At 58.3% G+C, this 25,077-nt stretch carries 26 protein-coding genes and 1 other annotated feature; of the genes, 17 read left to right on the top strand and 9 right to left on the bottom strand.

The window, feature by feature from the left end:
- Positions 1-96: 96 nt before the first annotated feature.
- From AC6I7J_RS11265 to spy, 6 genes are all read left to right on the top strand, one after another.
- A complete protein-coding gene (locus AC6I7J_RS11265) occupies positions 97-1,317 on the top strand; it encodes an aspartate aminotransferase family protein (protein WP_215480233.1) in 1,221 nt (406 codons plus the stop codon).
- A complete protein-coding gene (astA, locus tag AC6I7J_RS11260; RefSeq protein WP_058785638.1) occupies positions 1,314-2,345 on the top strand; it encodes an arginine N-succinyltransferase in 1,032 nt (343 codons plus the stop codon). The genes AC6I7J_RS11265 and astA overlap by 4 nt, the downstream gene beginning before the upstream one ends.
- Positions 2,342-3,811 (top strand): succinylglutamate-semialdehyde dehydrogenase, encoded by a 1,470-nt coding sequence (gene astD / locus AC6I7J_RS11255; protein WP_215480235.1) that lies wholly within the window; start codon positions 2,342-2,344, stop codon positions 3,809-3,811. The genes astA and astD overlap by 4 nt, the downstream gene beginning before the upstream one ends.
- On the top strand, positions 3,808-5,136 hold the full coding sequence (astB, locus tag AC6I7J_RS11250; RefSeq protein WP_498005699.1) for an N-succinylarginine dihydrolase: 1,329 nt from the start codon (positions 3,808-3,810) through the stop codon (positions 5,134-5,136). The genes astD and astB overlap by 4 nt, the downstream gene beginning before the upstream one ends.
- A 45-nt stretch (positions 5,137-5,181) precedes the next feature.
- The gene (gene astE / locus AC6I7J_RS11245) at positions 5,182-6,177 is read left to right on the top strand and encodes a succinylglutamate desuccinylase (protein WP_498005697.1); all 996 of its coding nucleotides are present in this window, start codon (positions 5,182-5,184) and stop codon (positions 6,175-6,177) included.
- 334 nt (positions 6,178-6,511) lie between these two features.
- On the top strand, positions 6,512-7,006 hold the full coding sequence (spy, locus tag AC6I7J_RS11240) for an ATP-independent periplasmic protein-refolding chaperone Spy (RefSeq protein WP_498005695.1): 495 nt from the start codon (positions 6,512-6,514) through the stop codon (positions 7,004-7,006).
- A 78-nt stretch (positions 7,007-7,084) separates the two neighbouring features.
- On the opposite strand, the gene cho is transcribed toward spy, so the two are convergent.
- From cho to AC6I7J_RS11225, 3 genes are all read right to left on the bottom strand, one after another.
- On the bottom strand, positions 7,085-7,945 hold the full coding sequence (gene cho / locus AC6I7J_RS11235; RefSeq protein WP_088515872.1) for an excinuclease Cho: 861 nt from the start codon (positions 7,943-7,945) through the stop codon (positions 7,085-7,087).
- A gap of 112 nt (positions 7,946-8,057) precedes the next feature.
- Positions 8,058-8,885 carry an NAD(+) synthase gene (gene nadE / locus AC6I7J_RS11230; protein WP_021506261.1) on the bottom strand — a complete coding sequence of 276 codons (828 nt, stop codon included), beginning with the start codon at positions 8,883-8,885 and terminating at the stop codon, positions 8,058-8,060.
- Between the two features lie 117 nt (positions 8,886-9,002).
- Positions 9,003-10,193, bottom strand: a complete 1,191-nt coding sequence (locus AC6I7J_RS11225; protein ID WP_058769686.1) for a multidrug effflux MFS transporter — start codon at positions 10,191-10,193, stop codon at positions 9,003-9,005.
- A gap of 192 nt (positions 10,194-10,385) precedes the next feature.
- Here AC6I7J_RS11225 and osmE point away from each other — a divergent pair, with 192 nt between their 5' ends.
- Positions 10,386-10,721 (top strand): osmotically-inducible lipoprotein OsmE, encoded by a 336-nt coding sequence (osmE, locus tag AC6I7J_RS11220; RefSeq protein ID WP_021506259.1) that lies wholly within the window; start codon positions 10,386-10,388, stop codon positions 10,719-10,721.
- 54 nt (positions 10,722-10,775) lie between these two features.
- Here osmE and AC6I7J_RS11215 read toward each other — a convergent pair whose 3' ends face one another.
- The 4 genes from AC6I7J_RS11215 to hxpB form a co-directional block, all read right to left on the bottom strand.
- Positions 10,776-11,162, bottom strand: a complete 387-nt coding sequence (locus AC6I7J_RS11215; protein ID WP_127833961.1) for a DUF6515 family protein — start codon at positions 11,160-11,162, stop codon at positions 10,776-10,778.
- 197 nt (positions 11,163-11,359) lie between these two features.
- Positions 11,360-12,751: an L-cystine transporter gene (locus AC6I7J_RS11210; RefSeq protein WP_498005692.1), complete on the bottom strand. Its 1,392-nt coding sequence runs from the start codon at positions 12,749-12,751 to the stop codon at positions 11,360-11,362.
- A 186-nt stretch (positions 12,752-12,937) separates the two neighbouring features.
- Positions 12,938-13,525: a metal-dependent hydrolase gene (locus tag AC6I7J_RS11205; RefSeq protein ID WP_104186796.1), complete on the bottom strand. Its 588-nt coding sequence runs from the start codon at positions 13,523-13,525 to the stop codon at positions 12,938-12,940.
- Positions 13,526-13,726: 201 nt separating this feature from the next.
- Positions 13,727-14,395, bottom strand: coding sequence for a hexitol phosphatase HxpB (gene hxpB, locus AC6I7J_RS11200; RefSeq protein WP_498005690.1), 669 nt, complete (start codon positions 14,393-14,395; stop codon positions 13,727-13,729).
- Between the two features lie 144 nt (positions 14,396-14,539).
- On the opposite strand from hxpB, the gene AC6I7J_RS11195 reads away from it, so the two are divergent.
- Positions 14,540-15,076: a YniB family protein gene (locus AC6I7J_RS11195; protein WP_021506254.1), complete on the top strand. Its 537-nt coding sequence runs from the start codon at positions 14,540-14,542 to the stop codon at positions 15,074-15,076.
- Positions 15,077-15,080: 4 nt separating this feature from the next.
- Here the strand turns inward: AC6I7J_RS11195 and AC6I7J_RS11190 are convergent, their stop codons facing one another.
- Positions 15,081-15,974: a fructosamine kinase family protein gene (locus AC6I7J_RS11190; RefSeq protein WP_211725570.1), complete on the bottom strand. Its 894-nt coding sequence runs from the start codon at positions 15,972-15,974 to the stop codon at positions 15,081-15,083.
- A gap of 90 nt (positions 15,975-16,064) precedes the next feature.
- Positions 16,065-16,355, bottom strand: coding sequence for a type V toxin-antitoxin system endoribonuclease antitoxin GhoS (gene ghoS / locus AC6I7J_RS11185; RefSeq protein WP_058757672.1), 291 nt, complete (start codon positions 16,353-16,355; stop codon positions 16,065-16,067).
- Positions 16,356-16,687: 332 nt separating this feature from the next.
- Between ghoS and AC6I7J_RS11180 the strand changes: the two genes are divergently transcribed.
- The 9 genes from AC6I7J_RS11180 to ihfA all read left to right on the top strand — a co-directional run bounded on the left by AC6I7J_RS11180 (position 16,688) and on the right by ihfA (position 24,998).
- Positions 16,688-17,449 carry a DUF481 domain-containing protein gene (locus AC6I7J_RS11180; RefSeq protein WP_031279185.1) on the top strand — a complete coding sequence of 254 codons (762 nt, stop codon included), beginning with the start codon at positions 16,688-16,690 and terminating at the stop codon, positions 17,447-17,449.
- A gap of 246 nt (positions 17,450-17,695) precedes the next feature.
- Entirely contained in the window at positions 17,696-19,624 is a 1,929-nt protein-coding gene (thrS, locus tag AC6I7J_RS11175; RefSeq protein WP_215800183.1) for a threonine--tRNA ligase, read from the top strand.
- A gap of 4 nt (positions 19,625-19,628) precedes the next feature.
- Positions 19,629-20,171 carry a translation initiation factor IF-3 gene (infC, locus tag AC6I7J_RS11170; RefSeq protein WP_058757673.1) on the top strand — a complete coding sequence of 181 codons (543 nt, stop codon included), beginning with the start codon at positions 19,629-19,631 and terminating at the stop codon, positions 20,169-20,171.
- 99 nt (positions 20,172-20,270) lie between these two features.
- Entirely contained in the window at positions 20,271-20,468 is a 198-nt protein-coding gene (rpmI, locus tag AC6I7J_RS11165) for a 50S ribosomal protein L35 (RefSeq protein ID WP_006118955.1), read from the top strand.
- A gap of 168 nt (positions 20,469-20,636) precedes the next feature.
- Complete coding sequence (gene rplT, locus AC6I7J_RS11160; RefSeq protein WP_010616241.1) at positions 20,637-20,993, top strand: 50S ribosomal protein L20; 357 nt, start codon at positions 20,637-20,639, stop codon at positions 20,991-20,993.
- Positions 20,994-21,108: 115 nt separating this feature from the next.
- Positions 21,109-21,234, top strand: a sequence feature (Phe leader region).
- Positions 21,114-21,158: a pheST operon leader peptide PheM gene (pheM, locus tag AC6I7J_RS11155; RefSeq protein WP_121626058.1), complete on the top strand. Its 45-nt coding sequence runs from the start codon at positions 21,114-21,116 to the stop codon at positions 21,156-21,158. It overlaps the preceding feature by 45 nt.
- A 71-nt stretch (positions 21,235-21,305) precedes the next feature.
- Positions 21,306-22,289 carry a phenylalanine--tRNA ligase subunit alpha gene (gene pheS, locus AC6I7J_RS11150; protein ID WP_021506248.1) on the top strand — a complete coding sequence of 328 codons (984 nt, stop codon included), beginning with the start codon at positions 21,306-21,308 and terminating at the stop codon, positions 22,287-22,289.
- Between the two features lie 14 nt (positions 22,290-22,303).
- The gene (pheT, locus tag AC6I7J_RS11145) at positions 22,304-24,691 is read left to right on the top strand and encodes a phenylalanine--tRNA ligase subunit beta (protein WP_498005687.1); all 2,388 of its coding nucleotides are present in this window, start codon (positions 22,304-22,306) and stop codon (positions 24,689-24,691) included.
- A 4-nt stretch (positions 24,692-24,695) separates the two neighbouring features.
- The gene (gene ihfA / locus AC6I7J_RS11140) at positions 24,696-24,998 is read left to right on the top strand and encodes an integration host factor subunit alpha (protein WP_021506246.1); all 303 of its coding nucleotides are present in this window, start codon (positions 24,696-24,698) and stop codon (positions 24,996-24,998) included.
- Positions 24,999-25,077 lie beyond the last annotated feature (79 nt).

Below are 25,077 nucleotides of genomic sequence, written 5' to 3'. Positions count from 1 at the left end.
GCACGTTAACTGCACTCTATAGTCGAGCTGCAACTCAGCAACTTTTAACAATTTTAAAACAAAAGCTTCACCCGAAGTGAGGCAGGAGAAATGGCTATGTCACTGCAGGTTTCACGTCACGATTTCGATCAATGGATGATGCCGGTTTATGCCCCTGCGGCTTTTGTGCCGGTGCGTGCCGAAGGTTCTACGCTGTGGGATCAGCAGGGCAAAGAGTACATCGATTTTGCCGGTGGCATCGCGGTGAACGCGCTTGGCCATGCCCATCCCGCGCTGCAGCAGGCACTGACCGAGCAGGCCGGTAAACTGTGGCACACCGGCAACGGCTACACCAACGAACCAATACTGCGCCTGGCGAAGCAGCTGATTGATGCCACCTTTGCCGACCGCGTGTTCTTTTGTAACTCCGGGGCGGAAGCCAACGAGGCCGCGCTGAAGCTGGCGCGTAAAGTAGCGCACGACCGTTTCGGTGCCGAAAAAAACGGTATCGTCGCCTTCACCAATGCCTTCCACGGCCGCACCCTGTTCACCGTTTCAGCCGGCGGACAGCCCGCCTATTCGCGCGATTTCGCCCCGTTACCGCCAGCCATTCAGCATGCCACCTTTAACGATCTGGCCTCGGCGGCGGCCTTAATTAATGACCAGACCTGCGCGGTCATCGTCGAGCCAATTCAGGGCGAGGGCGGTGTATTACCGGCCGATCCGGCGTTCCTGCGCGGACTGCGCGAACTGTGCGACCGCCATCAGGCGCTGCTGATTTTTGATGAAGTGCAGAGCGGCGTCGGCCGTACCGGCTCGCTGTATGCCTATATGCATTACGGCGTCACGCCTGATGTGCTGAGCACCGCCAAGGCGCTGGGCGGCGGTTTCCCCATCGGTGCGATGCTGACGCGTGAAGATCTGGCGCAGGTGATGGGCGTCGGCACGCACGGCACCACCTACGGCGGCAACCCGCTGGCCGGTGCGGTGGCCGGTAAAGTGATGGAGCTGATCAATCAGCCTGAGTTTATGGCTGGCGTTGCCGAGCGGCACCAGTGGTTTGTCACGGCGCTGCAGGAGATCAACCAGCGGCTGCCGGTGTTTAAAGAGATTCGTGGCCTGGGCCTGCTGATTGGCGCGGTGCTGAATGACGATTTTGCCGGTAAAGCCAAACAGTTCAACCTGACGGCGGCGGAAGAGGGCGTGATGGTACTGATCGCCGGTGCCAGCGTGGTGCGCTTTGCCCCGGCGCTGAACATCAGCGAGCATGAAGTAAAAGAAGGGCTGGCGCGCTTCGAACGCGCCTGCGCACGCGTGCTCAAAGGAGCCACATCATGATGGTGATTCGCCCCGTCGAACGTGACGATCTGCCGCAGCTGCTGGCGCTGGCGGGGAAAACCGGCGGCGGTCTGACCTCGCTGCCCGCTGACAGCGAGACGCTGAAGGCGCGCATTGAGCGCTCGCTGCAAACCTGGCAGGACGCGCTGCCGCGCGCCGAACAGGGCTACGTATTTGTGCTGGCGGATAGCAGTGACAATCGTGCCGTCGGCATCTGCGCCATTGAAGTGGCGGTAGGTTTGCAGGATCCCTGGTACAACTTCCGCGTCGGTACCCAGGTGCACGCCTCGAAAGAGCTGAACGTCTACGCCAGTTTGCCGACGCTGTCGCTGAGTAACGATCACACCGGCAGCAGCGAACTGTGCACGCTGTTCCTCGATCCTGACTACCGCGACGGTAAAAACGGTCATCTGCTGTCCAAGTCGCGCTTTCTGTTTATGGCGAATTTCCGCGAGCGCTTCATGAAGCACGTGGTTGCGGAGATGCGCGGCGTCAGCGACGAGCAGGGACATTCGCCATTCTGGGACAGCGTGGGCAGCCGTTTCTTCTCTATGGAGTTTCGCCAGGCCGATTTTCTCAGCGGCACCGGGCAAAAAGCCTTTATCGCTGAACTGATGCCCAAGCATCCGCTGTATATCCACTATCTGTCGGAAGCGGCACAGCAGGTGATTGGTGAAGTCCACCCGAAAACCGCGCCGGCGCGCGCGGTGCTGGAAGCCGAGGGTTTCCGCTATCTCAACTATATCGACATCTTTGACGGCGGCCCGACGCTGGAGTGTGAGATCGACCGCATCCGCGCCATCCGCAAGAGCAAAGTGCTGACCGCCAGCGAAGGCGAAGCTGAGGCGCACTGGCCGCTGTGTCTGGTGGCGAACTGCGACTATCAGCAGTTCCGCGTGGCGCTGCTGCCGGTCGATATCGCATCCGGTCAGGTTCTGATTAATCAGCAGCAGCGCACCGCGCTGCGCTGCGACTATGGCGATTCGCTGCGGGTGGTTACCCTGGGTCGCGAGGAGAATAACGCATGACGCATTTTATCAACGGTGAATGGCAGCCGGGCAGCGCGGAGACGCTGAGTAAACACAATCCGGTGAGCGGCGAGATCTTATGGCAGGGCAACGCTGCTTCTGCGGCGCAGGTGGCGGCGGCCTGTGAGGCGGCTCGCGCGGCATTCCCGGCATGGGCACGTCTGCCGTTTGCTGCCCGCCAGGCGCGGGTAGAGGACTTTGCCCGTCTGCTGGAGCGGGATAAAACCGAGCTGGCGGCGATCATCGCACGTGAGACCGGCAAGCCGCGCTGGGAAACGCTGACCGAAGTGCAGGCGATGATCAATAAAGTGGCCATTTCGGTTAAGGCTTATCACACGCGCACCGGCGAACAGGCCGAAGGTGAGAGTTCACTGCGCCACCGGCCGCACGGCGTGCTGGCGGTGTTCGGCCCGTATAACTTCCCCGGCCATCTGCCGAACGGACATATCGTGCCGGCGCTGCTGGCGGGCAACTGCGTGTTGTTTAAACCGAGCGAACTGACCCCCGCCACCGCAGAGAAAACCGTGCAGCTGTGGCATGAAGCGGGCCTGCCGGCGGGTACGCTGGCGCTGTTACAGGGCGGACGTGATACCGGCCAGGCGCTGGCGCAGGCGGAGCAGATTGATGGCCTGCTGTTTACCGGTAGCGCGGCCACCGGCTATCACCTGCATCGCCAGTTCGCCGGACAGCCGGAGAAAATGCTGGCGCTGGAGATGGGCGGCAACAATGCGCTGATTGTGGAAGATCCGGCCGACATTGATGGCGCGGTGCATATCGCTATTCAGTCGGCGTTCATTACCGCCGGCCAGCGCTGCACCTGCGCGCGTCGTTTGCTGGTGAAACGCGGTGCGGCAGGCGATGCCTTCCTGCAGCGCCTGGTCGAGGTGAGTGCGCGCCTCAAACCGGCAGCGTGGGACGCCGAACCGCAGCCGTTTATGGGCAGCGTGATTTCGCCCGCCGCCGCCGGACAGATCTTCGCCGCCTGGCAGCAGCGGGTTGCGCTGGGTGGCAAGGTGCTGCTGGCGATGCACTGGCCGGATCGCGACAGCGCGATTATTACGCCCGGCATCATCGACATGACCGGCGTCGCCGGACTGCCTGACGAAGAGGTGTTCGGACCGCTGCTGCAGGTCATCCGCTACGACCATTACGCGCAGGCGATTGGCCTCGCCAACGACACGCGCTACGGATTGTCGTGCGGGCTGGTGTCACCACAGCGTGACCAGTTTGATCAGCTGTTGCTGGAAGCGCGCGCCGGCATCGTGAACTGGAATAAACCGCTGACCGGCGCCGCCAGTTCGGCACCGTTTGGCGGCGTGGGCGCTTCCGGTAATCACCGTGCCAGCGCCTGGTACGCGGCAGATTACTGCGCCTGGCCGATGGCCTCGCTGGAGAGCAGCAGCTTAGCGCTGCCGGGCAGCCTGTCGCCGGGGCTCGATTTTGCTGCTTCAGGAGCGACATCATGAAGGCGTTTGAAGCAAACTTTGATGGTCTGGTCGGCCTGACGCACCACTACGCTGGCCTGTCGTTTGGCAACGAAGCCTCCACGCGCAATCAGCTGCAGCCCTCCAATCCGCGGCTGGCGGCCAAACAGGGGCTGCTGAAAATGAAGGCGCTGGCCGACATGGGCTATGTGCAGGGGGTTATCCCTCCGCACGAGCGGCCTAATCTGCCGCTGCTGCGCCAGCTGGGATTCAGCGGCAGCGATGCGCAGGTACTGGCCAAAGCGGCGCAGCAGGCACCGCAGCTGCTGTCAGCGGCCAGTTCGGCGTCGGCGATGTGGGTGGCCAATGCGGCCACGGTTTCGCCATCGGCCGACAGCGCCGACGGCAAAGTGCATTTTACCGTTGCCAACCTCAACAATAAGTTCCACCGGGCGATTGAAGCGCCGGAAACCGCCGACCTGCTGCGCGCCATCTTCCGCGATGGCCGCCACTTCAGCGTACACGACGCGCTGCCGCAGGTGGCGCTGTTTGGTGACGAAGGCGCAGCCAACCATAACCGCTTCGGCGCTGACTATGGCGCGCCCGGCGTTCAGCTGTTTGTTTACGGCCGCGACGGCCAGCAGCAGGGCAGCGCACCGGCGCGCTATCCGGCGCGCCAGACGCGTGAAGCCAGCGCGGCGGTGGCGAGACTGCATCAGCTGGATGACGCGCGCACGCTGTTTGCTCAGCAAAATCCGGCGGTGATCGATCAGGGGGTGTTCCACAACGACGTAATCGCCGTCAGCAATCAGCAGGTGTTTTTCTGCCACGAAGAGGCGTTTGTCGACCAGCCCCAGCTGCTGCAACAGCTGGCGGATCAGGTGCCGGGCTTCCAGCCGGTTGTGGTGCCGCGCGATCGGGTGTCAGTGGCTGATGCGGTGAACACCTATCTGTTTAACAGCCAGCTCTTGCAGCATCCGGATGGCGGCATGCGGCTGGTGCTGCCGGAAGAGTCGCGCCAGCATCCCGGCGTGTGGCGCTACCTGAGCGAGCTGGTGGAGAGCGGCGGCCCGATTCGTGAACTGCAGGTGTTTGATCTGCGTGAAAGCATGTGCAACGGCGGCGGACCGGCCTGCCTGCGTCTGCGCGTGGTGTTAACCGAGGCGGAGCGTCAGGCCGTCAATCCGGCCGTGCTGATGAACGATCGCCTGTTTACGCGTCTGAATGACTGGGTGGACCGTCACTATCGCGACCGCCTGACGCAGGCCGACCTGGCCGATCCGCAGCTGCTGAGCGAAGGGCGAAGCGCGCTGGACGAGCTGACACAGCTGCTAGACTTAGGCAGTGTCTACGCGTTTCAGCGTTAACGCCGGGGGCAAATGTGTTGTCCCCTGTGTCAGAAAGGAGTGAACATGCAGGACTTTTTACAGCAAACCCTGTCAGGCAGGCCGCCCGCGCAGCGGCAGGGCAGTAACGCCCACCTGCACTGGCAGTGGCATGATGAGGGCATACTATCCCTGACACCGCATACGTCCACGCAGCAGGCGCTGGTTCTCTCCGCCGGGATTCACGGCAACGAGACCGCCCCGGTGGAGATCCTCAATCTGTTGCTGACGCCGCTACTGCAGGGGGAAAAACCGCTGGCCGTGCGCCTGCTGGTGATCCTCGGCAACCCGGCGGCGCTGCGCAGCGGCAAACGCTACCAGCATTATGATATCAACCGGCTGTTCGGTGGACGCTGGCAACAGGTGGCCGACGTACCGGAGGCGCAGCGCGCGCTGCAACTGGAGCAGGCGCTGGAAAACTTCTGGTGCGAGTGTCTCGATCACGAAATTCGCTGGCATCTCGATTTGCACACCGCGATTCGCGGTTCGTGGCATACGCGCTTTGGCGTGATGCCGCTCAACAGCCAGCCGTGGCCAGCGGATTTTTTACACTGGCTGGCAGCGGCCGAGCTGGAGGCGCTGGTGTTTCACCGTGCGCCGGGCGGCACTTTTACCCACTTCAGCTGTGAACACTACGCCGCTGCCAGCTGTACGCTGGAGCTGGGAAAGGCGCTGCCGTTTGGCGAGAACGATCTTACTCAGTTCAGCGGCGTGCAGCGTGCGCTGGCGGCGCTGCTGTACGGTGAGGCGCTGCCGGCGGTGAGCGAGACGCCGCGCCATTATCGCGTAGCGCAGCAAATCACCCGGCACGGCGAGCAGTTTGTTCTGCATATGGGCCCGGAAACTCTCAACTTCACGGCTTTCCCGCAGGGCACGCTGCTGGCGGAAGAGGGTGAGCGGCGCTATTACGTGCAGCAGGCGCGTGAATATGTGCTGTTCCCCAATCCCAACGTGGCACCGGGCCTGCGCGCCGGGCTGATGCTGGTGGAGGAGAGTGAGCAGACCCAGGCGCTGGAGTTGTAATCGAAAGCTTTACCCGGCAATCCCTCCTCTCCCTGTGACGGGAGAGGTCACGGGTGAGCAGAGAACGTGCCCAAATTAACGACATTTTCCCTTCCGCAAAACCGACAAAGCCATTACACTCCTCCTTAATTCCTGCGCTTTCCCCTTGATCGTCATACTCTTTTGCAATTCCTCACGCATTTCTTCGCAATCTCTCCATGATTGCCCGATATCTGTCTTTTATGCTTGCAGGGCTTTACTCAGCCTCTGAGTAGTTGACGTTCAGCGTCGTATGCTTGTTTCCGAAGACGCGACACAGGCTGTCGTCATTAAACTGAAAAGTAAGGACAATATTATGCGTAAACTGACCTCCCTGTTTCTGGCTACCGCAATGGCTTTCGGCGCCGCCAATATCGTCCATGCTGCGGCTGACAACCTGACGCCGCCGCCAGCGGGCAGTGAAAAACCGATGCACAAGCCGATGCGCCACCACGGCATGGACATGATGTTCAAAGACCTCAACCTGACCGACGCGCAGAAAGCCCAGATTCGCGACATCCTGCGTGACAGCCACAAAGACATGAAGCGTCCATCGCTGGAAGAGCGTCGTGCTAACCACAGCATCATTGCATCCGACACCTTTGACCGTGCCAAAGCAGAAGCGCAGGCAGACAAAATGAGCGCCAATGCGAAAGAGCATGCGCTGAAGATGCTGGAAACCCAGAACAAGATCTATAACGTGCTGACGCCAGACCAGAAGAAGCAGTACAACGCTAACTTTGAGAAACGTCTGACAGAAAAAGGCCCGCATGACGGTAAAATGCCGCCACCGCCGGCTGATGGCGAATAAGCCGTTTAGCTCACCGGTTTGAGACCGCCGACGTTGTCCATGGCACACTGTGCTTTGGGCAGCGTCGGCGGTTTTGCGTTACAGCTCGATCAGCGGATAAACGCCGGACAGCAGTGGGCGGCAGAGAATTTTGTAGCCATCATGGTCGAAGCCGTGACGCGCCCGCTGCAGCTGACGCGCTTCCTGCTCACTGCTGACCGATCCCAGCCAGAACCAGTGATCGATGACGTGAATCTGCGTCATCTCCGTCCCGCGCTCCACCATACCCACCGGGCCCTGCCACGGCCAGCACACCACGCGCAGCTGCTCCAGCCCTGCCAGCAGGCGCTCCTGATGCGCCGCCAGCGGTTCCGCCCCGCAGCAGGCACCGGCACAGCGTTTAAGCGCCGCGCGGAAACAGCCGCGTCCCGGCTGCAGGCGCTCTAATCCCAGCAGGCCGTGACACAGGCGCAGCTCATCGGCAAGGCTTTTCAGCTTCTCTAACGCGGCAAAGCGGCTGCGGAATAACCCGTACAGGTCAGGCGAGGAGGAGAAATCGAGATCGCGTGCGTACACCACCTGCGGTGCGCCGTCGCCCAGCTGCAGCGAGCACAGCTGGCGGTTTTTGCGCAGGCGCTTATTGAACAGTGGCTGCTGCGTTTTGATCATCTGCGCTTCGAGCAGCTGTGCGCCCACGTCCCCGGCGGTGGGGATCCAGCTGACGCGTCGCGCCTGGCGCAGCATACTGGCTTCATCCGCCGTGCGAAAATGGGCCATCACCCGGCTGCGCAGGTTGATACTCTTGCCGATGTACAGCGGCAGGTTGTCGTTATCACCGTGGAAAGTGTAAACGCCCGGCTGATTAGGCAAGCCTTCCAGCCACTGACGCAGATGTTCGGGATATTGATAGATAGCCGCCGCATCAAATTCGAGGCGATGGCGGTTTGCTCGTCTGACCAAAGAACGCTCCGCTTACTGGTTGTGCATACAGTATATCAGCGTGCGCGTTTTCCCGCCAGCGGGGACGTGAAGAGGCTGGCTTCCCGCCGGGGGAGCGGGAAGCCGCAGGGGATTACTTCTTCCAGAAATCGTCGAACACGGTGATCGGCGGACGACGTTTATGCTCGGTTTTGGTATACCAGCCTTCAATGATTTTCGCCGCGTCGGCGTCGATGGTTTTGCCTTCGAGGAAATCATCAATCTGCTGATAGGTCACGCCCAGCGCGACTTCATCCTGCAGACCGGGACGATCGTCCTCCAGATCGGCGGTGGGGTGCTTGAGATAGAGGTGTTCCGGGCAGCCGAGCGCTTTCAGCAGCTGTTTGCCCTGGCCCTTGTTGAGGCGGAAAATCGGGTTAATGTCGCTGCCGCCGTCGCCGTACTTGGTAAAGAAGCCGGTCACTGCTTCTGCGGCGTGATCGGTGCCGACCACGACGCCTTTGGTCATGCCGGCAATGCTGTACTGGGCTTTCATGCGTTCGCGCGCTTTCTCGTTGCCGCGCACAAAATCCGACAGGGCAATGCCCGCCTCCTGCAGCGCGCGCTCGCTGGCCAGTACCGCTTCTTTGATGTTGACCACCAGCGTGCGATCCGGCTGGATAAATGCCAGCGCATCCTGGCAATCCTGCTCGTCAGCCTGCACGCCATATGGCAGGCGCACGGCGATAAAGCTGTAGTCGTGATCGCCGGTCTCTTCACGCAGTTCAGTAATGGCAGTCTGCGCCAGCTTGCCGGTCAGCGTTGAGTCCTGACCGCCGCTGATGCCGAGCACCAGGGTTTTGATAAACGGATGGGCTTTCAGATAGGACTTCAGAAAATCGACGCTGACGCGGATCTCCTGCTGCGGGTCGATAACCGGTTTAACACCCAGGGCCTGAATGATTTCCTGCTGCAGTGACATGAACCTCTCCTCAAGTCGGTAGCCTGACGGCACAATGCGAATCATGTGCTAAAGCTAACGCCTCCGCAGAAAAACAACAAGCCGAACGGCTTGTTGTCCGGTGTTTCTGTTGGCAATTCAGGCGCTTTTTGGTTTCTGCGCCAGCAGCATGAACATCACGATGGCCAGCATAAAGCAGCCAAAGATGGTGGCCGTCATGCTGATTACCGAGGTGCCGCCAAGGCCGGTGATCGGTACGCTGAGCGCGCCGAGCGAGAACATCGCAACACCGATTACCGCCGAGGCGCTGCCGGCGCGGTGGCCCTGGCTCTGCATCGCCAGCGATGACGCGGTGGTGGCGATCACGCCGTTACTGGCGATGGTGAAGAACAGCGCCACCAGCACCAGCGGCAGCGGCGCGCCGCTCACGCCGGCCAGTAGCAGGCAGCTGGAGGCGACAAACGCCAGCGTCAGGCCGCCCTTCAGCACGCGATATTCGCCCCACAGCGGACAGAGCCGGGCGCTGGTCTGGGAAGCAATCACCAGGCCAATACCGTTCGCCGCAAAGCACAAGCTGAACGCCTGCGGTGACAGGCCGTAAATCTGCTGCAGCACAAACGGCGAGGCGCCGATATAAGCAAACATGCCGGACATCATGAAGCCCTGCGTCAGGCAGAAGCCCATAAACGGCCGGTGGGTGATGACCTGGCCGAGCGCCGCCCAGGCGGAGAGGATCGATCCCTGGCTACGGCGTTCGGCCGGCAGGGTTTCGCGCAGCTTCCAGCGCGCCAGCAGAATCAGCAGCACGGCAATCGCGCCCAGCACTACAAAGATGCCGCGCCAGTTCAGCACCGTCATCAGCGCACCGCCCAGCACCGGCGCACCAATCGGCGCCAGGCCATTCACCAGCATCAGCAGGGCAAAAAAGCGCGTCAGCTCATGGCCGCTATACATATCGCGGGCAATAGCACGCGACAGCACCGCGCCGCCGGCACCGGCCAGCCCTTCAAACAGGCGTGCCACCAGCAGAGCGTGAATATCCTTCGCCAGCGCACAGCCAATCGAGGCGATGAACAGCAGCGCCAGCGACAGCAGCAGCGGACGAATACGACCAAACTTATCGCTCATCGGACCAAACAGCAGCTGACCGGCGCCCAGCCCCAGCAGACCGGCGGTCAGACTTAGCTGGGCGGTGGCGGTTTCGCTACCGAGGTCGCGCGCCAGTTCAGGCAGGGCGGGCAGATAGAGATCGATACAAAGCGGCCCGAGCGCGGCGAGCAGGCCGAGCGTGATGGCATAAACCAGCCGGTTAGGGTGTGCAGGTGTCATTGATCCTCTGTGTTATTTTTGGCTTTAAGATGTATCTTGCGCCGCGATTATACGGAGCCGGTGACGGCAACACAGCATCTTTACGTAATCCTGACGCTTCAGAACCGACCGAAAGCACCGCCATTGAGTTGATAAATCTGGAATTATGTTCCAGGCTTAGTGGGACATGGACAAAGTATGAGGAACAACAAGATGAATAAAGTGCTGGGATGTATCGCTGCCGCTATGACGCTGGCAGCCCTGTCTGGTTGTACAACTTACGATCGTGCGGAAAGCTACGTGACTAAGCCTGTGGTGAAGGATGTGAAAAAAGGCATGACGCGTGAACAGGTGCGCCAGATTGCCGGACCGGCGTCAACCGAGATCACCATGGTTCACGCACGGGGTACCTGCCAGACCTACGTGATTGGTGAGCGTGATGGCAAACAGCAGACTTACTTTGTGAGCTATAACGACACCGGTCGCGTCATGAACTACGGCTTCCAGAGCTGTAAGGATTACGATACCGATCCGCAAGCCGCGCAGTAACGGCAGCAGAATAACAAACGGCCCGTCTCAGACGGGCCGTTTTTCTTTGTGCGCTTACAGCCCATACGGCCGCGGCACCTCAATGTAGCTGCCGCTGATCTCGCGCTGATAGTAGTGACCATCCTGCACGTAATAGCGTTTGCCGTTGTAATCCAGAACGCGCATGGCGCTGGCCGGTGGGCCATCCGGTGGCTGGACCACCACGTAGGTGTCGCCCTGCCGCTGGTAGTAGCTACCGTTCAGCAGGTAGTAGGTCAGTCCGCCAATCAGCACGGCGGTTGCGGCCTCCGGCAGAAAACGCAGCGGTCCGGGATGGCCCCAGCGGGGTCCCGGACCACCCCAGTGCGGGCCGGGTCCCGGACCCCAGCCATACGGATGAGCAAAACTTACAGTTGGCGTTATCAGGGTTAACGCCAGCATTGAGGCGATAACGTTTCTCATGGGGGTTCTCCTGCGGTAACTCCCCGCAGCATTCGCCTTTCAGCGCGCAAACTCAAGCAAAAAACCGTCGATTTTGCCTCCGTTTACCATGCTTAACGCTTTCCTGACGTTAGCGCCATGATTGCGGAAAAAAGTGCAGAAAACGGCAAAAAAAAACGGCAGGCTTGGCGGCCTGCCGTTACGGGAAAACGGGTTAATTAGCGGTGCGCCAGTTCCGCGTGTTCGTCGCTCTCCAGCACTTTTTTGTCGGTCAAACCCAGCCAGCGGCTGGTCAGTGAACCGGCGGTCATCGAGCCGTTAACGTTGAGCGCGGTACGGCCCATATCAATCAGCGGTTCGATGGAGATCAGCAATGCCACCAGCGTGACCGGCAGTCCCATCGCCGGCAGGACGATCAGCGCGGCAAAGGTCGCGCCGCCACCGACGCCCGCCACACCGGCTGAGCTCAGCGTGACAATACCGACCAGCGTGGCGATCCATACCGGGTCAAACGGGTTGATACCCACGGTCGGCGCTACCATCACCGCCAGCATGGTGGGATAGAGGCCGGCACAGCCGTTCTGGCCGATGGTCGCGCCAAATGAGGCCGAGAAGCTGGCGATGGATTCCGGTACGCCCAGACGACGCGTCTGCGTCTCCACGTTCAGCGGAATACTGGCGGCGCTGGAACGGCTGGTGAAGGCAAAAGTAATCACCGGCCAGACTTTACGGAAGAAGCGCAGCGGGTTGATACCGTTGATCGACAGCAGCAGCGCGTGAACGCCAAACATGATCGCGAGGCCGAGATACGAGGCCACCACAAAACCGCCCAGCTTGATGATGTCCTGCAGGTTGGAACCGGCAACCACTTTGGTCATCAGCGCCAGCACGCCGTACGGCGTCAGCTTCATGATCAGACGGACCAGCTTCATCACCCAGGATTGCAGGGTATCAATCGCCACCAGCACGCGCTCGCCTTTGGCTTTGTCATCTTTCAGCAGCTGCAGCGCCGCCACGCCGAGGAACGCGGCGAAAATCACTACGCTGATGATCGACGTAGGATTGGCACCGGCCAGATCGGCAAACGGGTTTTTCGGGATAAAGGAGAGCAGCAGCTGCGGCGTACTCAGATCCGCGACTTTACCAACGTAGTTGCTCTGGATGGCGCTCAGACGCGCGGTTTCCTGCGCGCCCTGTACCAGTCCCTCGGCGCTGAGGTGGAACAGGCCGGTCACCAGCACGCCCACCAGCGCGGAAATGGCGGTGGTAAACAGCAGCACGCCGATGGTCAGCACGCTGATTTTGCCCAGCGACGAGGCGTTATGCAGCCGCGCCACGGCACTGAGGATTGAGGCAAACACCAGTGGCATGACAATCATCTGCAGCAGCTGAACATAGCCGTTGCCGACGATGTTGAACCAGCCAATCGACTCTTTCACCACCGGGCTGTTTTCGCCATAAATGGCCTGCAGTGCCAGGCCAAAGATCACCCCCAGCACCAGGCCGGTCAGCACGCGCTTCGACAGGCTCCAGCTCTGGTTGCCGACGCGGTTTAACGCAATCAGCAGCGCGACAAATGCCACGATATTGATGATCAGAGGAATATTCATTGTTAACTCCTGAAGGTCGCCACGCGATCGCGCCGCGTAACCGAAAATAGCAGAGGGATCCTCTGTAACTGTCGCGGCATGGTACCAGTTGGCCCTGCGGGAACAATATATCTAAATCGTCTGGGTTATAACTAAATGGAATTTAAGGCGATTATTTCAGCAATCGCTGGCAGAAGGAAAAACACTTCAGCGCGTACTGCCGTTCACCAGCCGGCCAATGCCGTTCTGCAGATTATTGAACAGCTGCTCCGGCCAGCCGTTGGCGCCAAACGACGGCATGCCGGGCGGAAACCACAGCGCATAACCCACCAGAGCGAGGCACAGCGCGCGCTCCAGCTGATTGCCTTGCTGGCTGTTGAGGATAGGCAGGCGAAAGCGCCAGCGGCACGGCCACAGCAGCGGCACGCCGGCGGGCGTCAGCATATCGGCGACAATGTGGCTCAGATAGCCGAGCGTCATGCCCTGCAGGACATCCGCTGGCAGGAACCAGTCAGCCGGCACGTTAATCTGAAACAGCCACAGGCTGACCGCCACCGCCAGCAGGCTATGGGTAAAGCCGCGATGGCCAAAAGCGCGGGCTATTGGCTGCGACAGCCACTTTAGCCGCTGGCCCAGCACCGATTTAGGGTGATCGATATCCGGCAGCAGGCAGGTCAGCAGCGCAGCCGGCACCAGATGCCACCAGTCGGCACTGGTCATCACCGGCGTCAGTTCGGCGCGTTTGGCAAATATCGCACTGGCGATGGCAAAAATGATATGGCCTTCGGCCGTCATGATGGAACCTGGCTGCAAAAACTGTCGATGCATCCAGTATAGGGATTTATCCAGTAAATGAGAACGGTGACGCTGTAACGAAGAGTGAATTTTTTGCTGACCCGCGCCTGAAAAAAGCGCGGGAAATTAACGGTCTGGCTTACTTTTGCACCTGGCAACCGGGCGAAACATCAGCCAGGCGTAACGCGCAATGCACAGCGATCAGTTAAACAGATGTTCCGCCTGCAGCTGCGTCAGGTTTTCCAGTTGCACATTGGCCAGTGCCCAGCGCGCATCGCGGCGATGTTCGGCGGCAGGCACCACAATGGAACGCATGCGCGCGGCTTTGCTGGCGATCATGCCGTTGAACGAGTCTTCCAGCGCCACGCAGTTGAGCGGATCAACCCCCAGCTTTGCCGCAGCATCCAGATACACCTGCGGATGCGGTTTGCTGTAAGGCAGCGCTGCAGCCGAGGCGAGGGCGCTAAAGTAGTGACGAAGATTGAACATCTCCAGCACGCGTTCCAGCATCGCCAGCGGAGACGCCGAGGCCAGCGCAATCGCCAGTCCCTGTTGCTGACACAGCTGCAGCGCCTGCTCTACGCCGGGCAACAGCGGCCGCGTTTCTTCGACCAGCGCCAGCGCGCGGGCAATAATGCGCTGAGTGACTTCGGCCTGATCCGGTCCGTTCCACGGCAGCGCCTCGTACCACATGCGTACGGTTTGATCGATGCGCAGGCCGAGCGTATCCGGCAACTCGTGGCGGCGGCTAATATCCACATTCAGGCTGGCAAACACCTCCAGCTCGGCGCGATCCCATAGCGGTTCAGAATCAATCAGTAAGCCATCCATATCAAAAATAGCGGCCAGCACAGGGCGACGATAGGTCATACAACAGCTCCATTGACAGTTTGCCCTACCTTAACATGGGCGGCGGCGAAAACCGACTTACGGCAGGTTACGCATTTTTCAGGAAAATTTGCTGTAGTGCAGGTAGACTTAGGGCAAAACTACTGTTTGTGAAGGGAAGACACCATGACGTATCAACAGGCTGGCCGCATCGCCATCCTCAAGCGAGTGGCTGGCTGGGTGATTTTTATTCCGGCGCTGTTATCCACCCTTATCTCCATCTTAGGCTTCATGTTTAAACACAGCGAAAAGCAGCCCGGCATCGACGCCGTGATGCTCGACTTCGTGCATGTGATGGTGGATATGATTAAGTTCAACACGCCGTTTCTCAATGTGTTCTGGAACAATTCGCCGGTGCCGGAATTCAACGGCGGGGCCAATATTGGCTTCTGGCTGATCTATATCCTGATATTCGTGGGCATCGCTTTGCAGGCCTCGGGCGCACGCATGTGGCGTCAGGCGCGCCATATCAAAGAAGGCATTGAAGACCAGATGATCCTGGAACAGGCGAAGGGCAGCGAAGGGCGCACGCGGGCGCAGCTGGAAGAGAAAATCCATGTGCCGCGCCACACCATTTTGCTGCAGATTTTTCCGCTGTATATTCTGCCGGTGATCATCGCCGTGGCCGGTTACTTCGTGTTGAAACTGCTCGGCATGCTGTAAGGCGTCAGGCCGGTCTGACCTGGCGCTGGCCCAGCGCATCCTCCTCCAGCAACTGGCCGATAGCGAACTGCGCTTCGCCGGCCCAGTTGCCGCCAAAGACGTTGGCGCGGTTGAGCAGATAGTAGAGCTGATACACCGGCTGACGCTGCGAGAAGCCTTCCGGCAGCGGCCACACCGCATGATACCCTTCGTAAATCTGGCGCGGCAGATCGGCGTAATAGCTGAGCATCGCCAGGTCGCATTCGCGATCGCCCCAGTAGCAGGCGGGATCGAACAGCCACGGGCCGCTGGCGCTGCCGGCGCAGTTGGCTGGCCACAAATCACCATGCAGTAACGACGGTTGCGGATGGTGATTAGCGAGGCTGCGCTGCACGCAATCCACGATCAGCTCCATGTCACCGTAGTGCACGCCTTTCTCCGCCGCCAGCTGCAGCTGCCAGCCGATGCGCTGTTCGGCGAAAAACACCGACCATTTGCGTAACCAGCTGTTGGGTTGCGGCGTGGTGGTAATGTTGTTGTCGAAGTCGAGACCAAACTGCGGTTGCTCGCTCCACTGGTGCAGATGGGCCAGCTGCTGGCCGAGCTGGAATGCGCTTTGGGCGTCGAGTGGCTGCGGGAGAATGTATTCCAGCAGCAGAAAGCTGGTGTCACGATCGTTACCGACGCCGTAGACCTTCGGCACGCGCACCGTGTGGGTACGCGCCAGCAGATCAAGCTGGTCGGCTTCCCAGCTGAACAGCGTCAGCATGTCGCGCGTGTTGCATTTGACGAACACCTCCAGCTCACCGTAGCGCAGGCGCCACGCCGGATGAATATCGCCACCGGGCAACTCATGACGTTCGGTGATTTCGGCATCGCCGGCGTACTCGCTTAACAGACGACTAATGGCTGACCACATCGGGTAATCCTCTTTATTCGCTGCGTAAGGTCGATTGTAACGCGCAAAACTTGCACAACTCCAGCGGCAATGCGCAATTTGCGGATTGCGTCAGGCTTGCGCTTTGAGAAACGCCTCCAGCGTGGTGACGTCAGCGTCCGGCTGCTGATCAAGCGCCACTGCCGCCAGCCCGGCGGCGTGTTCCGCCAGCGCCTGCTCCTCCAGCGCACTGACAATGCCAAAGCTGTTGGTGCCCAGCTCGTGCGGATGGCCGTCCGCATCGTGTAACGTGGTGCTGTAACCACCGTTAACCATCGCGCTATTCAGCGCCTGCAGATCGCCAAGACCCCTTTCCTGATAACGGAAGGTGACAACGTAACGCTTGAGATCATGATCGCTCATCTTTTCACCTCATTGTTATCGAACAGATTTCAGCGTAGACCAGCGCCTGCGATAGAGCGAATTCTGCACAATCGCCCGGCGGCGCACAGCGTAAAGTCCTGTCAGGGTCGGCAGAAAATTCTTGTAGCATTTAAGCTGTTATTTGGTTATTTGCCGCCTATAATGCGCGCCGGAAATGGGAAGATTCCCAATCCACACGCGGTGCCAGCGCAAAACCTGGCGATTCTGGTGCTTTCATACTTTTTTACAAAACTTACCGTAAATTGCATTGATTGCCCGGGAAAATTCTCCAGACTCATCTCTTTTTCAACTGTCGTACGGGTTACCTTTTAATGAAAGCCTTCAATAAGCTGTCCGCTGTTTTGTTGCTCTCCGCCGGAGCATTTTGTCACCAGGCCTTTGCAGATAACGCTGTCTTCACCTCAATGGATGACCCTTCTACGGCAAAAAAACCGTTTGAAGGCACCGCGTCAGCCGGTTACCTGGCGCAGACTGGTAACACCACCAGCTCATCGCTGACCGCGTCAACCAGCATGACCTGGTATCAGACCTCAACGGCTTACAGCCTGTGGGGTAACGCCGCGAATACCTCATCCAACGATGAGCGCTCGTCGGAAACCTATAACATCGGTGGCCGTAGCCGTTATAACCTCAACAGCGCTGACTACCTGTTCGGTCAGGCGAGCTGGCTGAGCGACCGCCTGAACGGTTATGATTCACGCGATGTCCTGACCGCCGGTTACGGTCGTCAGATCCTCAACGGTCCGGTGCACTCGCTGCGTGCTGAATTTGGTCCGGGTGTACGTTACGATGACTTCCACGATGGCGGCCACGAAACCAAAGCACTGGGCTACGGCGCGCTGAGCTATCAGTGGCAGCTGACTGACACCACCAAATTCATCCAGGGTGTGTCGGTGCTGAGCAGCTTTGGTGAAGACACCACGCTGAACTCCGAAACCGCACTGCAGGTGGCGATCAACGACCACTTTGCGCTGAAACTGGGCTACAACGTTACCTGGAATAACAATCCGCCAGAATCTGCGCCAGACCGTACCGACACCAAAACCACGGTCCAGCTCTCTTACGCGATGTAAACCAGAGCGCATTGTTATACCGTCGCCCGGCCTGTGCCGCGCGGCGGTTTTTTTTGATCTCTCTTTGGCTTAGCGCATTTCTTCGCGGGTTTTGCTCACTGCGGAAAGCTGTTATCATCGTTGCCGCTTTACGCGCCTGGCGTCATTCCGACAGTGTGGGTCTGACATCGCGCCAGGTTAACCAAACAAAACTCAGTGTTGCATGTAGGCTTTCGTGTGGCTTACCACTGCAATTAAGGATATGAAATGCCAGTAATTACTCTTCCTGATGGCAGCCAGCGCGTATTTGACCGTCCGGTCAGCGTGATGGACATTGCGCTGGATATCGGTCCGGGTCTGGCGAAAGCCTGCATTGCCGGTCGCGTCAATGGCGAACTGGTGGATGCGGTTGATCCGATCACCAGCGATGCGCAGGTCGCCATCATCACCGCGAAAGATGAAGCCGGTCTGGAAATTATTCGTCACTCCTGTGCGCACCTGTTAGGGCATGCGATCAAACAGCTGTGGCCGAATACCAAAATGGCCATCGGTCCGGTTATCGATAACGGCTTCTATTATGATGTCGATCTCGACCATACACTGACCCAGGAAGATCTTGAGCTGCTGGAAAAGCGCATGCACCAGCTGGCTGAGACCAATTACGACGTCGTGAAGAAGAAGGTGAGCTGGCAGGAAGCGCGTGACGTGTTTGCCGCGCGGGGCGAAAGCTACAAAACCACTATTCTCGACGAAAACATCAGCCATGACGATCGTCCTGGCCTGTATCACCATGAAGAATACATCGACATGTGCCGCGGTCCACACGTGCCGAATATGCGTTTCTGCCATCATTTTAAACTGCAGAAAATCTCCGGAGCCTACTGGCGCGGCAACAGCGACAACAAAATGCTGCAGCGTATTTACGGTACGGCCTGGGCAGACAAGAAACAGCTGGCGGCGTATCTGCAGCGCCTGGAAGAGGCCGCGAAGCGCGATCACCGTAAAATCGGTAAGCAGCTCGATCTCTACCATATGCAGGAAGAAGCACCGGGTATGGTATTCTGGCACAATGACGGCTGGACCATCTTCCGCGAGCTGGAAGTGTTTGTGCGCACCAAGCTGAAAGAGTACGACTACCAGGAAGTGAAAGGTCCGTTCATGATGGACCGCGTGCTGTGGGAAAAAACCGGGCACTGGGAAAACTACAAAGAAGCGATGTTCACCACCTCTTCCGAGAACCGTGAATACTGCATCAAACCGATGAACTGTCCGGGTCACGTGCAGATCTTTAACCAGGGTCTGAAATCGTACCGCGACCTGCCGCTGCGTATGGCGGAGTTCGGTAGCTGTCACCGTAACGAACCGTCAGGTGCGCTGCACGGTCTGATGCGCGTGCGCGGCTTTACCCAGGATGACGCCCACATCTTCTGTACTGAAGATCAGGTGCGTGATGAAGTGAACAGCTGCATCCGCATGGTCTATGACATGTACAGCACCTTCGGTTTTGAAAAAATCGTGGTGAAACTGTCGACGCGCCCTGAGAAGCGCATTGGCAGCGATGAGATGTGGGATCGTGCCGAAGTGGACCTCGCCGAAGCGCTGAAAGAGAACAACATTCCGTTCGAATATCAGCCGGGTGAAGGCGCCTTCTACGGCCCGAAAATTGAGTTTACGCTGCACGATTGTCTCGACCGCGCCTGGCAGTGCGGCACCGTTCAGCTAGACTTCTCCCTGCCGAAACGTCTGGACGCCACCTACGTGGGCGAAACCAACGATCGTCAGACGCCAGTGATGATTCACCGTGCGATTCTGGGTTCGATGGAGCGCTTCATCGGAATTCTGACCGAAGAGTTCGCCGGTTTCTTCCCGAGCTGGCTGGCGCCGGTACAGGCAGTGGTGATGAATATCACCGACGGCCAGGCAGAATATGTCAGTGAATTGACGAAGAAATTGCAGAATGCTGGCATTCGTGTCAAAGCAGACTTGAGAAACGAGAAGATAGGCTTTAAAATCCGCGAGCACACATTACGTCGCGTCCCTTACATGCTGGTCTGCGGTGAGAAAGAGGTGGAAGCAGGCAAGGTTGCCGTGCGCACCCGCCGTGGTAAAGACCTCGGGAGCATGGACGTAGATGTGTTTGTTGAGAAGCTGCAACAAGAGATTCGCAGCCGACATCTTCACCAATTAGAGGAATAAGGTTATTAAAGGCGGAAAACGAGTACAACCGACGCGTCCGAACCGTATCAACGGCGAAATCCGTGCCACCGAAGTGCGCTTAACTGGCGTAGACGGCGAGCAACTTGGCATTGTCTCACTGCGCGAAGCGATTGAGAAAGCAGAAGAAGCTGGCGTAGATTTAGTTGAAATTAGCCCGAACGCCGAACCGCCGGTTTGCCGCATTATGGATTACGGCAAGTTCCTTTATGAAAAGAGCAAATCTTCTAAGGAACAGAAGAAGAAGCAAAAAGTTATCCAGGTTAAGGAAATCAAATTCCGTCCTGGTACCGATGAAGGCGACTATCAGGTAAAACTCCGCAGCCTGATTCGTTTTCTGGAAGAGGGCGATAAAGCCAAAATCACGCTGCGTTTCCGTGGTCGTGAGATGGCGCACCAACAGATCGGTATGGAAGTGCTTAACCGCGTGAAAGAAGATCTGAATGAACTGGCAGTGGTCGAATCCTTCCCGACGAAGATCGAAGGCCGCCAGATGATTATGGTGCTCGCACCTAAGAAGAAACAGTAGGCTTTCAAGTAATAATGCCGCGTAGCGTTCGCGCTGCGCGGATTTTTATTCGCCTGTCTGGTTCATTTTATTAACAATGCGAAGTGGATATTTGTAAAAATGCCAAAGATTAAAACTGTACGTGGCGCCGCAAAGCGCTTCAAGAAGACCGCTTCTGGCGGCTTCAAGCGTAAGCACGCAAACCTGCGTCATATTCTGACTAAAAAGTCTACTAAGCGTAAACGTCACCTGCGTCCAAAAGGCATGGTGTCTAAAGGCGATCTGGGTCTGGTTGTTGCCTGCCTGCCGTACGCATAAGTTAACCCTTTTTTAATTCCCCGATAGATTTCGGGTTGCAGTCAGGCGGCAACGGAATGAATCCCGAAGCTTACATCAGTAAGTGACCGGGATGAATGAAGGCAGCCAACGCCACTGCGGCACGAAAGATGATGGGGAAATCACAGAATATGATATAGGAGAGCTCACATGGCTCGCGTAAAACGTGGTGTAATTGCTCGCGCACGTCACAAGAAAATCTTAAAACAAGCTAAAGGCTACTATGGTGCACGTTCACGTGTTTACCGCGTTGCCTTCCAGGCTGTTATCAAAGCTGGTCAGTATGCTTACCGCGACCGTCGTCAGCGTAAGCGTCAGTTCCGTCAGCTGTGGATCGCACGTATCAACGCTGCGGCGCGTCAGAACGGTATCTCTTACAGCCGTTTCATCAATGGCCTGAAAAAAGCGTCCATTGAAATCGACCGTAAAATCCTCGCTGACATCGCTGTATTCGACAAAGTGGCATTCACTGCACTGGTTGAAAAAGCAAAATCAGCTCTGGCGTAAGTCAGGTAAAAAAGGGAGCTTGCTCCCTTTTTTATTGCCTGCAACCCACGCAAATGATTGACATTTTAGCCGCAGGGCATTTCAATAGTGCGGTTTCTATCAAGACAAGGTAACGCAAGCATGCACGCTGCTATTTTCCGTTTCTTTTTTTACTTTAGCGCCTGATCGTCAGGGGCTTTTGCGCATAAGAAAAGAAACGAAAAATCGCGCTGAAAGCCTCCCTCGTGGAGGCTTTTTTGTTTCCGGCGACACTTAATCGGATCGCACGATCCCAACGAGAACTGACCAGCCCGGCTGGAAGAAGAGGAAATCATGTCCCAACTCGCAGACCTGGTGGCCCGTGCCACGGCCGCCATCGACGAGGCGTCGGATATCGCCGCCCTGGACGCCGTGCGCGTCGAATTTCTGGGTAAAAAAGGGCACCTGACGCTGCAAATGACCACCCTGCGTGAACTGCCGGCGGAAGAGCGTCCGGCGGCCGGTGCGGTCATCAACGACGCCAAACAGCAGGTACAGGACCGTCTCAACGCGCGTAAAGATACGCTGGAAAGCGCGGCGCTGAATGCCCGCCTGGCGGCTGAGACTATTGACGTGTCGCTGCCGGGACGCCGTATCGAGAACGGCGGTCTGCATCCGGTGACCCGCACCATCGATCGTATCGAAACCTTTTTCGGCGAGTTGGGTTTCGCGGTGGCGACCGGTCCGGAAATTGAAGACGATTATCACAACTTTGATGCGCTGAATATTCCGGGCCATCACCCGGCGCGCGCCGATCACGACACCTTTTGGTTCGATGCCACGCGCCTGCTGCGCACCCAGACCTCCGGCGTGCAGATCCGCACCATGAAAAATCAGCAGCCGCCGATTCGTATCATCGCGCCGGGCCGCGTTTACCGTAACGATTACGATCAGACGCACACCCCGATGTTCCATCAGATGGAAGGTCTGATTGTCGATAAAGACATCAGCTTCACCAATCTGAAAGGCACGCTGCATGACTTCCTGAACAACTTCTTCGAAGAGAACCTGCAGATTCGCTTCCGCCCGTCCTATTTCCCGTTCACCGAACCGTCAGCGGAAGTAGACGTGATGGGTAAAAACGGCAAATGGCTGGAAGTACTGGGTTGCGGCATGGTGCATCCGAACGTACTGCGCAACGTGGGCATCGATCCGGAAATCTACTCCGGCTTCGCCTTCGGTATGGGCATGGAGCGTCTGACCATGCTGCGCTACGGTGTGACCGATCTGCGCGCCTTCTTCGAAAACGATTTACGTTTCCTCAAACAATTTAAATAAGGGCAGGTTATCCAATGAAATTCAGTGAACTCTGGTTACGCGAATGGGTAAATCCAGCCCTGGACAGCGCCGCGCTGTCTGAGCAAATCACCATGGCCGGTCTGGAAGTCGACGGCGTCGACCCGGTGGCAGGCGTGTTTCATGGCGTTGTGGTGGGTGAAGTGGTGGAGTGCGGCCAGCACCCGAACGCCGACAAGCTGCGCGTCACCAAAATCAACGTTGGTGGCGAACGCCTGCTGGATATCGTCTGCGGCGCGCCAAACTGCCGTCAGGGCCTGAAAGTGGCCGTGGCGACCGTCGGTGCCGTGCTGCCGGGTGATTTCAAAATCAAAGCGGCAAAACTGCGCGGTGAGCCGTCAGAAGGCATGCTGTGCTCGTTCTCCGAGCTGGGGATTTCTGACGATCACAACGGTATTATCGAGCTGCCAGCCGATGCGCCGGTGGGCACCGATATTCGCCAGTACCTGCAGCTGGATGACAACACCATCGAAATCAGCGTGACGCCAAACCGTGCCGACTGCCTGGGCATCATCGGTATCGCGCGCGACGTGGCGGTGATTAATGGCCTGCCGCTGCAGGCGCCGGTCATCGAGCCGGTTAAAGCCACCATTAGCGACACCTTCCCGATTCGCGTTGACGCCACCGATGCCTGCCCACGCTACCTGGGCCGCGTGGTAAAAGGCGTAAACGTGAAAGCAGAAACGCCGCTGTGGATGCGCGAAAAACTGCGCCGCTGCGGTATCCGCTCGATCGATCCGGTAGTGGATATCACTAACTACGTGCTGCTGGAGCTCGGCCAGCCGATGCACGCCTTCGATCTCGACCGCATTGACGGCGGTATCGTGGTGCGCATGGCGAAAGAGGGGGAAACCCTGACGCTGCTCGACGGCAGCGAAGCGACCCTCCACAGCGATACGCTGGTGATTGCGGATCACCACAAAGCGCTGGCGATGGGTGGCATCTTCGGCGGTGAGCACTCCGGCGTCAACGAAGCGACGCAGAATGTATTGTTTGAGTGCGCGTTCTTCGATCCGCTGGCGATCACCGGTCGTGCGCGTCGTCATGGTCTGCATACCGATGCTTCCCACCGCTACGAGCGCGGTGTCGATCCGGCGCTGCAGCATAAGGCGCTGGAGCGAGCCACTCAGCTGCTGCTGGCGATTTGCGGCGGCGAAGCCGGCCCGGTTATTGATCAGACCGATGCCAGCAAACTGCCGGCGCGCGCCACCATTACGCTGCGCCGTGAGAAGCTGGACCGCCTGATTGGCCACGTCATTGCGGATGAGCAGGTGACCGATATCCTGACCCGTCTCGGCTGTGACGTCACCGTCGGCAACGGCGAATGGCAGGCCGTCGCCCCGAGCTGGCGCTTCGATATGGCCATCGAAGAAGACCTGGTCGAAGAAGTGGCGCGCGTATACGGCTACAACAACATTCCGGATGTGCCGGTGAAAGCCAGCCTGCTGATGACCCAGCACCGTGAAGCCGATCTGTCTCTGAAGCGTGCCAAAAACCTGCTGGTGGATAAAGGCTATCAGGAAGCGATTACCTACAGCTTTGTCGATCCGAAAGTGCAGCAGCTGTTGCATCCGGGCGAAGAAGCGCTGATTCTGCCCAGCCCGATTTCCAGCGATATGTCGGCAATGCGCCTGTCGCTGTGGACCGGTCTGCTCGGCGCCGTGGTGTATAACCAGAACCGTCAGCAGAGCCGCGTGCGCCTGTTTGAGAGCGGTTTACGCTTTGTGCCTGATACGCAGGCCGATCTCGGCATCCGTCAGGATCTTATGCTGGCAGGCGTGCTGAGCGGTGACCGCTACGAAGAGCACTGGGATCTGGCGCGCCAGACGGTTGACTTCTATGATTTGAAAGGCGATTTAGAGTCGCTGCTGGATTTGACCGGTAAACCCGACGCGATTTCGTTCCGTGCAGAAGCCAATCCGGCGCTGCATCCGGGACAGAGTGCAGGCATTTATTTAGCCGGCGAACGAATCGGATTTATCGGGGTGGTTCATCCGGAGCTGGAACGTAAGCTGGATCTTAACGGCCGCACCTTAGTGTTTGAACTGCTTTGGAATAAGGTCGCAGACCGCGTCCTGCCTGACGCGCGCGAGATCTCACGCTTCCCGGCAAACCGCCGTGACATCGCTGTGGTAGTGGCTGAAAATGTGCCCGCAGCAGATATCATCGCGGAGTGTAAGAAAGTTGGCGTAAATCAGGTAGTTGGCGTAAACTTGTTTGACGTGTACCGTGGTAAGGGCGTAAACGAGGGTGAAAAGAGCCTCGCGATTAGCCTGATTTTGCAGGATACCAGCCGGACACTCGAAGAAGAGGAGATTGCTGCGACCGTTGCCAAATGCGTTGCAGCATTAAAAGAGCGATTCCAGGCAACCTTGAGGGATTGAACCTATGGCGCTTACAAAAGCTGAAATGTCAGAGTACCTGTTTGAAAAACTCGGGTTGAGCAAACGCGATGCCAAAGAGTTGGTAGAGCTTTTTTTCGAAGAAGTTCGCCGCGCGTTGGAAAACGGAGAACAGGTAAAACTGTCCGGATTTGGTAATTTTGATCTGCGTGACAAAAACCAGCGTCCGGGCCGTAACCCGAAGACGGGGGAAGATATTCCAATCACCGCCCGCCGCGTGGTGACATTCCGTCCGGGGCAGAAGTTGAAAAGTCGCGTGGAGAACGCGTCACCCAAGGATGCTGACTGATTTCAGTATGACAAAAAGGCCGCTCAGCGGCCTTTTTTATGCGCGCAATCCCGGCACCACGCTGCAGGCGCGGCTTTCT

It is taken from the genome of Type-C symbiont of Plautia stali (assembly GCF_059730935.1).
Note: the sequence above shows the minus strand (reverse complement) of the source record. Positions and strands in the feature narration are given on the sequence as shown.

Bases quoted from the DNA above. Each gene is read 5' to 3' on its own strand.
- AC6I7J_RS11205 (WP_104186796.1), bottom strand. From the start codon at position 13,525: ATGACGGCCGAAGGCCATATCATTTTTGCCATCGCCAGTGCGATATTT.
- thrS (WP_215800183.1), top strand. From the start codon at position 17,696: ATGCCAGTAATTACTCTTCCTGATGGCAGCCAGCGCGTATTTGACCGT.
- osmE (WP_021506259.1), top strand. From the start codon at position 10,386: ATGAATAAAGTGCTGGGATGTATCGCTGCCGCTATGACGCTGGCAGCC.
- astE (WP_498005697.1), top strand. From the start codon at position 5,182: ATGCAGGACTTTTTACAGCAAACCCTGTCAGGCAGGCCGCCCGCGCAG.
- astB (WP_498005699.1), top strand. From the start codon at position 3,808: ATGAAGGCGTTTGAAGCAAACTTTGATGGTCTGGTCGGCCTGACGCAC.
- rpmI (WP_006118955.1), top strand. From the start codon at position 20,271: ATGCCAAAGATTAAAACTGTACGTGGCGCCGCAAAGCGCTTCAAGAAG.
- astA (WP_058785638.1), top strand. From the start codon at position 1,314: ATGATGGTGATTCGCCCCGTCGAACGTGACGATCTGCCGCAGCTGCTG.
- AC6I7J_RS11190 (WP_211725570.1), bottom strand. From the start codon at position 15,974: ATGTGGTCAGCCATTAGTCGTCTGTTAAGCGAGTACGCCGGCGATGCC.
- AC6I7J_RS11210 (WP_498005692.1), bottom strand. From the start codon at position 12,751: ATGAATATTCCTCTGATCATCAATATCGTGGCATTTGTCGCGCTGCTG.
- AC6I7J_RS11265 (WP_215480233.1), top strand. From the start codon at position 97: ATGTCACTGCAGGTTTCACGTCACGATTTCGATCAATGGATGATGCCG.
- AC6I7J_RS11195 (WP_021506254.1), top strand. From the start codon at position 14,540: ATGACGTATCAACAGGCTGGCCGCATCGCCATCCTCAAGCGAGTGGCT.
- AC6I7J_RS11180 (WP_031279185.1), top strand. From the start codon at position 16,688: ATGAAAGCCTTCAATAAGCTGTCCGCTGTTTTGTTGCTCTCCGCCGGA.
- AC6I7J_RS11225 (WP_058769686.1), bottom strand. From the start codon at position 10,193: ATGACACCTGCACACCCTAACCGGCTGGTTTATGCCATCACGCTCGGC.
- ihfA (WP_021506246.1), top strand. From the start codon at position 24,696: ATGGCGCTTACAAAAGCTGAAATGTCAGAGTACCTGTTTGAAAAACTC.
- pheT (WP_498005687.1), top strand. From the start codon at position 22,304: ATGAAATTCAGTGAACTCTGGTTACGCGAATGGGTAAATCCAGCCCTG.
- nadE (WP_021506261.1), bottom strand. From the start codon at position 8,885: ATGTCACTGCAGCAGGAAATCATTCAGGCCCTGGGTGTTAAACCGGTT.
- pheS (WP_021506248.1), top strand. From the start codon at position 21,306: ATGTCCCAACTCGCAGACCTGGTGGCCCGTGCCACGGCCGCCATCGAC.
- astD (WP_215480235.1), top strand. From the start codon at position 2,342: ATGACGCATTTTATCAACGGTGAATGGCAGCCGGGCAGCGCGGAGACG.
- rplT (WP_010616241.1), top strand. From the start codon at position 20,637: ATGGCTCGCGTAAAACGTGGTGTAATTGCTCGCGCACGTCACAAGAAA.
- AC6I7J_RS11215 (WP_127833961.1), bottom strand. From the start codon at position 11,162: ATGAGAAACGTTATCGCCTCAATGCTGGCGTTAACCCTGATAACGCCA.
- spy (WP_498005695.1), top strand. From the start codon at position 6,512: ATGCGTAAACTGACCTCCCTGTTTCTGGCTACCGCAATGGCTTTCGGC.
- hxpB (WP_498005690.1), bottom strand. From the start codon at position 14,395: ATGACCTATCGTCGCCCTGTGCTGGCCGCTATTTTTGATATGGATGGC.
- ghoS (WP_058757672.1), bottom strand. From the start codon at position 16,355: ATGAGCGATCATGATCTCAAGCGTTACGTTGTCACCTTCCGTTATCAG.